This window comes from Algibacter pacificus, assembly GCF_008033385.1.
GTDB classification, from domain to species: domain Bacteria; phylum Bacteroidota; class Bacteroidia; order Flavobacteriales; family Flavobacteriaceae; genus Algibacter; species Algibacter pacificus.
The window spans coordinates 417,094-429,422 of record NZ_VOGY01000003.1 but is presented as its reverse complement, the minus strand read 5'-3'; the positions used below and the strand labels follow the sequence as shown (position 1 = coordinate 429,422).

Sequence of the window (12,329 nt, the reverse complement as noted above, 5' to 3'; positions counted from 1 at the left end):
TATTTATCTTTAATAAATATAATTTATTTCCGACTTCTAATGTATCAAAATTTTAAAGCAAATTAACTTAAGGTTTTTATAAATTTTAACTCGATAAAGTATTAATGATAATAAAATTCTTAAAAATTTACCAAAACTGTAATTTCACTTAAAATTAGACACAAAAAAGCATTCAAATTTTTTAACCGTTAAATTAATAGTTAAAAAGCTTGAATGCTTCTTTAATTTTATAAACAACAGAAATTACTAATTCCCTTTGGCTGCATTAAACATAGCCATTTGTCTGGCTTGTTCTTTATCACGTTCTTTTTTCTCTATGGCTTCAATTTGTTTAAATATATTCGCATTGTAGCGCGCTACTTTTCCTGGTATGGTAAACAAATCGATTAAAGCCCAAATTCCTAAACCACCTAAAGTAATCCAAAATAATATTTGTAAACCCCACTTCCCTAAATAAGCATAGTGCGTTCCGAATAATAAAAAATAAAGTAAATAGGCTACACCTGTAGATTTTATTTTTGATTGCAGATAGTGCTTGTTCATAATTTCTTTTATTTTAATTATTACCGGACCTTTAAGTATGCTTTTTTTGAAAACCTTAATTAGAATTAAATTCCAAATTAAGTTTTCTTCACAAATTTAGTAATAATAACAATTTGCTGCGCACCAACTTTACCTTCGATATATTCGGCATTTTCACGATCTAATCTAATATTTCTAACGGGAGTACCCTGTTTAGCAACCATGCTAGATCCTTTTACTTTTAAATCTTTAATTAAAACCACATTATCACCAGCTTCTAGAATAACGCCGTTTGCATCACGATGAATAATTTTATTAGCCGCTTCTTCATGTTCTCCAGTTGCTCTAGCCAAAGCCATGGCATCGTCATCTAGATACATCATATCTAACAAATCTTTTGGCCAACCTTCATCCCTTAACCTTTGCAACATGCGCCATGCCATAATTTGTACGGCAACGTGCTCGCTCCACATACTATCATTTAAACAACGCCAATGGTTTGGATCCATATCGACCTCTCCATTAATTTGATCTAAACAGGTTTTACAAACTAAAACATCGTTTGCTACGTTTTCATTTAACGATGGTGGAATCGTGTATTGTTTTAAATCTTCTTTAGATGTACATAATTCGCAACTAGAATTGCTTCGCTCTTGTAATGTTTGTAAAACGCTCATAAGTATATTTTTTTGATTTTGCAATAGTACAGTAAAATTCGAGAATGAACAAATTTAGAATTCCGTATTATTTTTATTACTTAAAAAAAACCGCAAAACACTAAGGAATCTTCAATTAAAATTAGTCTATTAAAGAATCCCGCATTTTTTTGCTCATTCCTTTTAAAACCATATCATAAGAATGATCTATAAGTTGAAAAATAAATGCCGCCTGTAATTCACTTTTATAAATATCTATAGTATTCCAATGCTTTTTACTCATGTGAAATCCCGGGCGAATGCTTGCATATTCGGCACGAAGTTCTTGTGCATAATCCGGATCGGCTTTTAAGTTTATAGATGCTTCGCCGTATTCCCACTTCGACAAGCTCGTTAAAACAAACATTTTTCCTAAAACTTTAAAGACTAACGCATCTTCATTAAAAGGAAAATCTTCAGTAGTGCCTTTCTTTTTAAGACAGTAATCGCGGAGTTGTTCGATATTCATTTTAAGCGGTTAGTATTGACGTTTTAAATTATTTGAAGAAGAAAAAAAACTATTTAATCAACTTTTTACTTTTCTCCTGAAGTTCCAATGCCGAATAATCTAATTTCCAACCAATGGTTTCTACAATAGTTTCCATAAGTAAAATGGTTTCTAAAGCTTCTTTTTGCGCCACTTGAATCAGTCCGCTTTCGGGCACTTTATCTTCAATATGACGTTTGGCTTCTTTATGTAACCCTGTTAAATCGGAAGCTTCAAACCTATTAAAAATTCCGTCAGATTTATCATAATAATTCAAATTGGTTTCTATCGACAAAATTTCTGGCTGTGGAAAATGCCCTAAAATAATTTTCTTGTTTTGGGTATCGGCTTCTAATTCAATTTTAGCCAAATCGTAACCTATATGCGCTTTGGCATTAATAATAACCAATGCTTTTTTTCGACTACTTACCAATTTTAAAAATCGCGCTTTCACATCTTCATAATGGTAAATTTCAGCAAAATCACCTTCAACAGTAATAAATTTACATACTTTTTTAATTTTGTCGAGTAACAAAACCGACTGCGCATTGACTACATTTTTATTATTTCGAGATTTAAAATAGGTTACCCCTGCCAAACTAAATAAAACCCCTATTATAATTCCTAAAAACGCTTCCATTAATTCATTTTTAATAGATTAAACCGACTCAACTTTATACAAAACAGGCTTACTTGGCGCGGCATCATTTTCAAAAGATGCTATTTGAAGATTTAAAAAATATTCCCCATCTTCAATAGTATTAGGAACAAAAATAAACTCTGTTATGGTGGCATCAAACCTCAATTTCCCAGAAGTATTCCAAAAGGCATTATGAGCTAAAAGTTCGCCACCATCTTGCTCTTTATCAATACTTGGCAAATCGACCAATACATGTTTTACGCCTTTTTCCTTTAAATAAATAGCCGCTTCTTCCAACAAATACGTTGGGTTTGTGTTAGAATATTGCCTAGATAATTTTTCTTTAGTATTTGGTAAAGTACGGATTACTACCGCATCACGTTTTTTATTTCCTAAGGCATATTTCAGTTGCTTTTTAGAAATCACAAAATCGTCATTTATACGTTCTGGCGCCACAGTAATCACCTCGGCCAAAAAGAAAAATTGTTTTAAACTCTGGTTTACAGAATGTACAGTTTCTGTAATATGCCCCACACATTCGGTATGTGTACCGTGCGCGTGCGGATTAAAAGAGATATTATTAAAATTAATAGCCGAACCCGCTTTTACACTTGCAATGCGCTCGCCTTCTTGAACGGGCGCAATAGTTGGCTCGCCAATATACCACGCATTTACATTTTGTTTAGAGGCATCAATTGCTATCGAAATATCAATTGGTTTTTTTAAATCTATTTGAAGTTTTCTAGAATTGTATTGAATTGTTGTTTGCATATCATCAAATATAGTTAAATCATAAACAACTCGGAAGCAATTCCATCAACAAGAAATTTTCCTTTTTGTGTCGTTTTCAAAATATCTCCCTTTACGGAAACCTCGAAAATGCTATCCTTTTTATTATGAGTTATTTGCTCTTTTTCATTTAAAATAATCAATAATTCCTCTTTTAAAAATTTATTCGAATATTTTTTTAAATGCTGAAGAAACTCGGTGCCAAATTCATTTTCAATTCTATTTAATGACACACCCCAAATGGTTCGTAAACCCGTCATAACATACTCGTTAAACCGATCGTTTTTTGATAAAATTTCAACCGTGTTCGGCAATTCATTGTTTTGAATCGCTTGAATATATTTGCTGTTGTTTGAAACATGCCAACTCCGTGTGCTATTATAAAATGAATGCGCCGACGGCCCAATACCTAAATACGGTTTTCCTTGCCAATAACTGGTATTGTGTTTCGAGAAATAATTAGGTTTTCCAAAATTTGAAATTTCGTAATGCACAAAACCGTTTTCTTCGGTTTTTTCAACCAAATGATTAAAATGTTGCAAAGCCAAACTTTCGTCTATTGGCGGATAGATTCCTTTATTTATAAAAGTATCCAAAGCCGTTTTAGGCTCTACCGTTAAGGCATAACTGGAAATATGATTAATGCCAAAACCAAAAGCGATGTCTAAATTATCATTCCATTTTTCTAAACTCATATTTGGAATGCCGTAAATTAAATCGATGGTAATATTATCAAAATACTTGGTAGCTTCCTCCAAACAATGTTTGGCTTCTTCGGCATTATGTGCCCGATTCATACTTTTCAAATCGTCTTCAAAAAAAGATTGAATCCCAATACTCAAACGGTTTATGGGACTTTTAGCAAGCTGAAGAATAACGGCATCGGATAAATCGTCCGGGTTAGCTTCCAGCGTGATTTCCGGATTTTCTACAACATGATAGTTTTTATAAACCGTATCAATTAAAAGCTGAATGTCTTCAACCGTTAACAAACTTGGTGTTCCGCCACCAAAATAAATGGTTTCAATAGTTAAATTTTTTAGCGTATTTTTTCTTAATTCCAACTCTTTTACCAAGCATTGAATTAAATCGACTTTCTTTTTTAACGAGGTTGAAAAATGAAAGTCGCAATAAAAACAAGCTTGTTTACAAAACGGAATATGAATATAAATGGCAGCTCCCATTTTTTTCGATGTCTCGGAAGGTTCACTGCTTTGAGGTTTCTTTTTATCTAACACTTTATTTTTTTAAAGTTCTTTTAGCCACACGCTTTTCATTCTGCTTAACAAAAGCATCCCAACCTGTGTAACTTTTACCAATTTCTACCCGCCCAGAATTATAAAAATGACACACAGCCGCCGCCAATCCATCGGTAGAATCTAAATTTTTAGGAAGTGTTTTTAAACCCAATAAACTTTGAAGCATTTTAGCCACCTGCTCTTTACTCGCATTTCCATTTCCGGTAATGGCCATTTTTATTTTTTTTGGCAAATATTCTGTAATAGGAATTTCGCGACTTAAACCCGCAGCCATAGCCACACCTTGAGCACGCCCTAATTTCAACATACTTTGCACATTTTTACCAAAAAACGGTGCTTCAATGGCTATTTCATCGGGATTATGGGTATCGATAAGTTCGATCGTTCTTTCAAAAATGAGTTTTAATTTTAAATAATGATCGCTGTATTTTTTTAAATCCAACTCGTTCATTTGAAGAAACTGCATGTTTTTACCCACCACTTTTATAAGTCCGAAACCCATAATAGTCGTGCCAGGATCTATCCCTAAAATAATTTTTTCTTGTTTCATTAATTACAATATCTGCAACCACTTAGCGAAACCGAAGCGCCAATTGTTATCGTTAATAAATTACCATCAAAAGATCCATAGCTATCATAAATAGGTCCGAAATTTTTTCCAAATCCAAAAACATACGACGCATCTAAATACCACGAAACTTTATACGACCTTGCATAATGAAATTCTAGCCCAGTTACGCCATTTAAAAAATCTGTTTTATTTTGCGCATAATTCCCCATAGGTTTTATCCAGGAAATCCCAGGCCCCGCATGTAAAAACATCTTCCAATCTGACGAGAAACCCAGTACATCTGAAGCATTATAAACCAATTGCGCATTAATACGGGTATAATTTGTTTTAAATTCTAATGAGTTTTCCGAATTTGAAAATTTGTTATAACCTAAATCTAGTTTTGCACCAAACAGCGGTTTAAACATATATTGCAGCCCTAAATTAATCGTGGGAAAATTAACGGAATTCGCTTCGAAACCCGTTACAAAACCATCGCTAGACGGGCTGTTAACACCTAAAGCAAACTGCGCTGTAAAATCGCTTGTCCGGCTTTGAGAAAAGCTAAACGTTGTAAAACATATAAAAACTATTGCACATAGTTTGTGTTTATAAAATTTAAAAATACAAGTCATGTAATAATATTGATTTATTTTGCACTTGGTTACTTTTAAAAACCTTCCAAAAACCATCAAGGGTTTCGAAGCGTTTATGAACAAGTTTTTTTCATTACCATGCGAACACACAAAACTAAACAATTCTTTTTTGTACTCATTAAATTGAGCCTAGTTGTTGGCGCATTTTATTTTATATACCAAAAACTAACCAATAATAGCGAACTACAATTTTCAACTTTTATTGCTATTATTACTAAAACTGAGCTTTTTTCTTTTAAAACCATTAGTTTTTTAATCCTTTTAAGTGGTTTCAATTGGTTTTTCGAAATTTTAAAATGGAAAACCTTAGTATCAACACAAGAAAAAATTAGTTTTAAGCAAGCCACAAATCAAACTTTAGGGGCTTTAACAGCCTCTTTAATTACCCCAAATCGCATTGGCGAATACGGAGCAAAAGCCCTGTATTTCGCGAAAAGTATCCGAAAACGCATCATGCTTGTTAACTTCATTGGCAACCTATTGCAAATGACAGTTACGGTTGTTTTTGGAATTATAGGTTTATCTCTCTTTGTTTCCAAATTCAGTTTAAACATTAATTATTTAAAACTACTGAAATTTATTTTTATCGGATTTTTACTCGCAGCATTACTCGTGATTGGTGTTCGAAAAAGCAAAGGATTCACTAATTGGTTTCAATTTAAAAAACTAAAAACATTCATTTTAAACTTTCAGAAAAGCGTTTTGTTTTTTGGGTTTTTACTATCGGTTTTACGCTATCTTATTTTTTCATTTCAATTTTACTTTTTATTGCAATGTTTTCAAATTGAAATCGATTATTTTAATAGTATGATGACTATAACGTCTATGTATTTATTAGCCTCCATTATTCCAACTATTTTTATATTCGATGTGGTAATTAAAGGAAGCGTGGCGGTATATTTGTTTTCGTTTTTAGATATTAATCAACTTATTATTCTAAGTATAATTACGCTAATGTGGCTACTCAATTTTGTGCTACCAAGTTTAATGGGCAGCTATTTTGTATTGCGTTTTAAACCCCCTAAACCCGAGATAATTTCATGATTTTAACCATTATCATTATCAGTATTTTATACACCGCTTTAATATGGTATTTTGCTTTTGGTTTCGATAAAGTGCCAACCTATAAACTCACCAATTTACCAGATAAAACTAGATTTTCAATATTAATTCCTTTTAGGAATGAAGCCGAAAACCTACTAGACCTATTAAAATCTATTGACCAGCTAAACTACCCCAACAGCCTTTTTGAAATTATTTTTATTGATGATGATTCAAGCGATACATCTTCAAAAATTATAACAGAATTCTTTAGCGAAAAGTCGATAAACGCTAGCGTAATTACTAATCATCGACAAACTAATTCACCTAAAAAAGATGCCATTACTACAGCCATAAAACAAGCAAAATACGACTGGATTATAACCACCGATGCCGATTGCACATTACCCAAATATTGGCTCGATAGTTTTAATGAATTTATACAAAAAACAAATGCTAATTGCATTGCAGCTCCTGTAAGCTACCACAACCAAAAAAGCTTTTTAAACCACTTTCAAACCTTGGATATTTTAAGTTTACAAGGCGCCACTATTGGTGGTTTTGGTATTAAAAAACCCTTTTTATGCAACGGCGCCAACTTGGCATACACAAAAACACTTTTTAAAACGGTTAACGGTTTTGAGGGTAACAGCAATATTGCCAGTGGCGACGATATTTTTCTACTTGAAAAAGCAGCAAAAATGTATGGCAAACAACTCCATTATTTAAAATGTGAACATGCTATAGTAAAAACAAATGCACAACCCAATTGGCGTAGTTTAATAGAACAACGCTTACGCTGGGCTTCTAAAACCAGTGCTTACAATAATAACTTTGGCAAACTAACCGGACTTGTTGTTTTACTAAGTAATGCGTTAATAATTTCCCTACTTTTACTTTCGGTTTTTGGCTATTTCTCTTTAAAAACTATGAGCTATGTTTTAGTTATTAAGTTTTCAATCGACTTTTATTTGCTGCACAAAACGGCCGTATTTTTCAACCAAAGACCTGTTTTAAAAAGCTTTATTCCTGCTTTTTTTATCTATCCTTTTTTTAGTGTTTATATTGCTTTTTTATCGATTTTTAAGACCTATACTTGGAAAGGAAGAACGTTTAAGAAATAGACGATTGGTATATATACTTCGGGTTGAATAATTAATACACCTTTCATTTCGGCATATTACTTATATAAATATTTTGCTTTTATCTTTTTTCCGTTAAATACAGAATTTTTATTAATATACACAGGCCTTTAAATTTGTTATAAACGCCCTATATTCTGTGCATCTTTATTAGGCTTCCCTTTTTTTAATTTATCAAATCAATAAAATAATGATTAAGAGTAATTGTTGTACTATTTGACTTAATGTTTTTTGATGAAAATTTACTTACTCTAAGATCCTTAAATTTACAATAATTAACAAGTAAATCATTCGTGTTCCATTTTAAAACTGATTGTAAATTTCCTGTAATTAATTGATTAATCCAGTTATTAACTTTATCAAACCAATAGACTGAGTTTTCCCTTTGCACATAACCTACAATTGCACTATTTAGTAAATCTACTCCATGAATATTGTGTTTAAATCTTTCGACACCACCTGATAGTTTTGAAGGGTCATTTCCTATTACATATTCTTTTTCTCTTGAATTAGGTAAAGTTGTTGTAAGTCTTTTAGCTTCAATAGTGAAAAAAGGGCTTGTATCCTTATAATGACAAAAAACGCCAATATCTACTTTTCTATTTTGACCTTTTTTCTGTTTTTGAATTACTTCTTGCTGAAATAAAAAGGGTGAGTTTTTTGAAAAATACGTAAATGTATTAACAAGATTTTGGTTCAACTCTTCTTCTGAAAAGTCTATTTTTCCTTTAAATTGATGTTGAAATTTAATCAAAACTTCTTCTATAAACTCAATTAGTTTTCTTGTTATAGTCCCTTTTTTAATCGAAGGATTTGGAATATTAGATATTGGGTTATGATTATCTTTTAACATAACTAAAATCCTGCGTTATAAAGATCAACAATTGTTTCATCGGCATCTCTTAATGCAATTGATTGTAACCAATATCTTAATTCCTTTGGTTTTAAAAGGTAGATACTATCCCCATCATAAATTTTTACAACTCTATTTATTCTATAACTTGTACCTAATTTATTATAAACTAACTCAGCAATATGATTTTCTATTTTTTCATTTACTAATTTATCAGACGCTATAGATTTACTATTACCATACTTAAAAATGGCACAAATAAATGATTCTGTTTGATAAATGTTTTCTTGATAATATTCTTTAGAGTCAGTTTTAAATAGTGAGTTTAAAATGTCACAGAAAATATTTCCAAAACCATTAATCTCTTTTTTAGTAGTAGTTTTTAACGCTTTTACATTTGTTTCTTTTCCTAAAAACTCTAAACCGTAATTTAATGTATCGTTAATAAGTATTTCTTCATATTTTGTTAATTCAATATCTTTCTCTTCCTCAGGAAAAGGAAGATTCATAATATCTTTTTTATATACAGGGAAAGTTGACTTTGTAATTCCTGCTCTAGAACTAGTAGCTAGTAGGTGAAATCGATATAATTGATTATTGTAAATTCGATTCTTTATTTTAAAAAGTAATTCTTTATCTTCTTCAGGAGAGTGAATGCCAATTATTTCGTCTCTATAAGTAATATAGGAGTCAGAGATAAAGACAGGTATTGTCTTCTTTCCTATACTTCTTTTTATCAATAGTAATGGAGGGCTATAAATTTCTTTATTTCTGGGAGCTTCAATGTATTCATCCTTGTCTTGTATGATAATATCATTTTTGCCAAATCCAGATTCAGTAAACTTTGAAGTGGGAATATTATTTTGCATAAAAACAATATTATCTTCATCTTTTCTTTTTTTATTACCTACTATAAACCCTACACCAAAATGCCAATTATTATTTTTTTCTTTTTCAAGTAAATAATCTTCTAGTACTGGAAATAAGCTGATTTTTCGAATTAATTCAATTAACCTTCCTCCGCCCAATAAATTAGACTTCCACACAAATGGATTATGTATAGCATCATTTTTACTTACTTTATGAAAATCATAATGATCAATTTCAAAATACTGACGCTCTTTTGCACTCTTTAATTTTTTGACCGTTATATGGTAAATTGGTTTTTTATCAGGGACTTTATTCTCAAGAAAAAAGGCTGATACAGCAACATTCTTTTCATTCCCTTTGTTCTTAAATAACACATTACTCAAGTAAGTGAAATCAATTATTTGCGGAATGTTATATTCTTTAAATAACCATTTTCTAAAATTAACTGGCTTCTGCGAATTGTTATATAATAAAGGTCCTGATGGTAAAATAAATGAAAGAAGCCCTGTTTCTTTTTTAACAAGTTTAATTCCTAAAGTAGAAAATAGTAATGCACTTTGGTTGTTAGGTATAGGTTCTGTTAATTTAATATTGGCTAATAATTGATTAATTTTAGTTTCTCTCGCACCATATTCTATAAACGGAGGATTACCAATAACTAAATCAAAATGATTTAATTTATCATCAGAATACCAATCAAAAAAATCTGAACCGACGACATTACAGCTTAAATCATCAAAACGTAGATTTTCCCAAATTACTTTAGGAGATAAAATATCACATAAAGTTAAACTTAGACTAAAAATAGCTAAATCTACGGCTTCACTTTCTATATCAACTCCAAAAATGCTGTCCTTTAGTAGCTTTTTTAACTCTTCTAAATGTTCTTTTCCTGGAGTAATCCATTCTCCTGTTTTTTCGTATTTAAAAACTCTCCACCAGTCAATAATACGCTTATATGCTGACACTAAAAAGATGCCTGAACCACAAGCAGGATCCAATATTTTAAAATGCTTTTTAGGCTTGTTAATAGGCATACATTCATCAACCATAAAGCTAACTAAATATGATGGAGTATAGGCTACTCCTTTATTATCATCTGCTTCTAAGAACATTTCGTAAATGCTACTAATCAATTCTATTGGTAGATGATTAAAAGAATATAATTTCCAGAACACGAACTGATTACCATCTAGCATTCCTGATAAAAAGTCAGCTAATGGAGATAAATCTATTTTCTTAATTTTTTCTTTGTAATCATTTGAAAGGAAAAATATTTTACCATTAAAATGTCCACTTAAATATTCAAATAGATTTAAAGCATAAGTATTTCCTTTTCTTATAGTTTCTGTAAAACTATTTGAATAACCAAATTTTTCTTGATTAAAGAAATCTGAACTAAAAACCCGAGTTTCAATTCCATTTTCATCAATATCAACTCTTTCTTCCAAATATTTTACTAATATACCTAACACAAGTAATTTACTTGCAACAGATTTATCTGATAAACCAATATCTTTTAAAAATTGCTCACGTGTATTCTTTAATTCTGATATTAGTTTTTCGTAAGCAGTTTCACTGTAACCAAAATCTATTTTTGTTTCCTCCCAAAAACTACCATTGTCAAACTTTTTAGCAGAATATTCTTTATATTTTTTTATTGCTCCCCCTGCAATTTCTAATATCTCAAAAGGTGAAATAATCAATTCACCTGTTTTTTTATGTTTAACAGGTTTTGATGAATTGAAAAACTTAATTTCAGATTTTGTTATTACAATATATAATCGAACTTCAGTACTACTCCATACATTTTTATGAATTTCAACAATATCTTTTGTTTCTGAAGTAAAATCAAAAATATATAGCTGTGGTTTTGAGGTTCTTGTTGAATCAGAAAAGTTTCTAAAATATATAGCATCTGCACCAACCTTTTTCGCTTTTTCAAGAGATAATCTTTGGTAATAATTAATTTTAGATTTTTTAAGTTCTGAAATATGAACTAAGCCAACAGAATTACCATCAGTATCAAGCATCTCTAATTGAGATAGACCACTAATATATTCTGTAGATATTGAATTCATTTGTTTTTTTGATTTTAATATACAAAAATGCGAAAAAAGCCCCTAATTTAAGGTAATTTAATGTATTATTATACAATTTAAGAATTGTTTTTAATGAAGCCAAATATTATAATAAAAGCCCTATTGAATAATAATAGGCAACACAAATTCCGTTTTCACCTGCTGACCACGTTTTGTTGCTGGAAAAATTTCGGGTAAACTATCTAAACTTTTATAAATTAAGTTTTCTATTTCTGGAATTTGATAACGGGTTACAGAATCCATATCGACATTTTGTAGTTTTAAATCACCTGTTTCCGAAACCTGAAATTTTAAAATTATGGTGTCGTTAATATCCTGAGTAACTATAATTTTTTCGCGTTTTAAAAACACCCCAATATGTCTGGTTAAAACACGCTCAAAACAGGCTTTTCTATTTTGTTTTGTTTCAATGCTATCGCAGGCCGTAAAACTAGGATAATCATCAACATCATTCCAATTAAAAGTTTGTAGTTCTTCTTTTAAAATGGCTTCGGAAGATGTTTTTTTCACATTAAAATACTCGCAAGAGCAGAGCATCAAAAAGAATAAAAAAAAACAAATTTGCTTCATATATTAAAACTAAAACTGAAAAATACGATTTTTTTGGTTTTTAAACCGTCTTTGTTCAAAATAAGGTACTTAATAAACGAAATGAATACTTTTGAATATTCATCGGGCAAGAATACTTGTAACATTTGGCATGATATTTCGTCTTATAATTAT

General features: G+C 30.6%; 13 protein-coding genes. 2 read left to right on the top strand and 11 right to left on the bottom strand.

The window, feature by feature from the left end; all coding sequences use genetic code 11:
- Window positions 1-246 precede the first annotated feature (246 nt).
- The 8 genes from FQU21_RS07150 to FQU21_RS07115 form a co-directional block, all read right to left on the bottom strand.
- The gene (locus FQU21_RS07150) at window positions 247-543 is read right to left on the bottom strand and encodes a TM2 domain-containing protein (RefSeq protein WP_147677303.1); all 297 of its coding nucleotides are present in this window, start codon (window positions 541-543) and stop codon (window positions 247-249) included.
- Window positions 544-620: 77 nt separating this feature from the next.
- Entirely contained in the window at window positions 621-1,199 is a 579-nt protein-coding gene (locus FQU21_RS07145; protein ID WP_147677302.1) for a PhnA domain-containing protein, read from the bottom strand.
- Between the two features lie 121 nt (window positions 1,200-1,320).
- The gene (locus tag FQU21_RS07140; protein ID WP_147677301.1) at window positions 1,321-1,686 is read right to left on the bottom strand and encodes an MmcQ/YjbR family DNA-binding protein; all 366 of its coding nucleotides are present in this window, start codon (window positions 1,684-1,686) and stop codon (window positions 1,321-1,323) included.
- A 49-nt stretch (window positions 1,687-1,735) separates the two neighbouring features.
- The gene (locus tag FQU21_RS07135; RefSeq protein ID WP_147677300.1) at window positions 1,736-2,344 is read right to left on the bottom strand and encodes a DUF4230 domain-containing protein; all 609 of its coding nucleotides are present in this window, start codon (window positions 2,342-2,344) and stop codon (window positions 1,736-1,738) included.
- A gap of 18 nt (window positions 2,345-2,362) precedes the next feature.
- Window positions 2,363-3,115: a cyclase family protein gene (locus tag FQU21_RS07130; protein ID WP_147677299.1), complete on the bottom strand. Its 753-nt coding sequence runs from the start codon at window positions 3,113-3,115 to the stop codon at window positions 2,363-2,365.
- A gap of 14 nt (window positions 3,116-3,129) precedes the next feature.
- Window positions 3,130-4,317, bottom strand: a complete 1,188-nt coding sequence (gene hemW / locus FQU21_RS07125; protein WP_147677332.1) for a radical SAM family heme chaperone HemW — start codon at window positions 4,315-4,317, stop codon at window positions 3,130-3,132.
- 55 nt (window positions 4,318-4,372) lie between these two features.
- Window positions 4,373-4,942, bottom strand: coding sequence for a crossover junction endodeoxyribonuclease RuvC (gene ruvC / locus FQU21_RS07120; protein WP_147677298.1), 570 nt, complete (start codon window positions 4,940-4,942; stop codon window positions 4,373-4,375).
- On the bottom strand, window positions 4,942-5,577 hold the full coding sequence (locus tag FQU21_RS07115) for a cell envelope biogenesis protein OmpA (protein ID WP_147677297.1): 636 nt from the start codon (window positions 5,575-5,577) through the stop codon (window positions 4,942-4,944). The genes ruvC and FQU21_RS07115 overlap by 1 nt, the downstream gene beginning before the upstream one ends.
- 99 nt (window positions 5,578-5,676) lie before the next feature.
- Here FQU21_RS07115 and FQU21_RS07110 point away from each other — a divergent pair, with 99 nt between their 5' ends.
- Window positions 5,677-6,642 carry a lysylphosphatidylglycerol synthase transmembrane domain-containing protein gene (locus tag FQU21_RS07110; RefSeq protein ID WP_147677296.1) on the top strand — a complete coding sequence of 322 codons (966 nt, stop codon included), beginning with the start codon at window positions 5,677-5,679 and terminating at the stop codon, window positions 6,640-6,642.
- Entirely contained in the window at window positions 6,639-7,763 is a 1,125-nt protein-coding gene (locus FQU21_RS07105; protein WP_147677295.1) for a glycosyltransferase, read from the top strand. The genes FQU21_RS07110 and FQU21_RS07105 overlap by 4 nt, the downstream gene beginning before the upstream one ends.
- Window positions 7,764-7,947: 184 nt before the next feature.
- Here the strand turns inward: FQU21_RS07105 and FQU21_RS07100 are convergent, their stop codons facing one another.
- The 3 genes from FQU21_RS07100 to FQU21_RS07090 all read right to left on the bottom strand — a co-directional run bounded on the left by FQU21_RS07100 (window position 7,948) and on the right by FQU21_RS07090 (window position 12,116).
- On the bottom strand, window positions 7,948-8,634 hold the full coding sequence (locus FQU21_RS07100) for a hypothetical protein (protein WP_147677294.1): 687 nt from the start codon (window positions 8,632-8,634) through the stop codon (window positions 7,948-7,950).
- A gap of 2 nt (window positions 8,635-8,636) precedes the next feature.
- Window positions 8,637-11,585, bottom strand: coding sequence for an HsdM family class I SAM-dependent methyltransferase (locus tag FQU21_RS07095; protein WP_147677293.1), 2,949 nt, complete (start codon window positions 11,583-11,585; stop codon window positions 8,637-8,639).
- Between the two features lie 120 nt (window positions 11,586-11,705).
- A complete protein-coding gene (locus FQU21_RS07090; protein ID WP_246124783.1) occupies window positions 11,706-12,116 on the bottom strand; it encodes a hypothetical protein in 411 nt (136 codons plus the stop codon).
- Window positions 12,117-12,329: the final 213 nt, after the last annotated feature.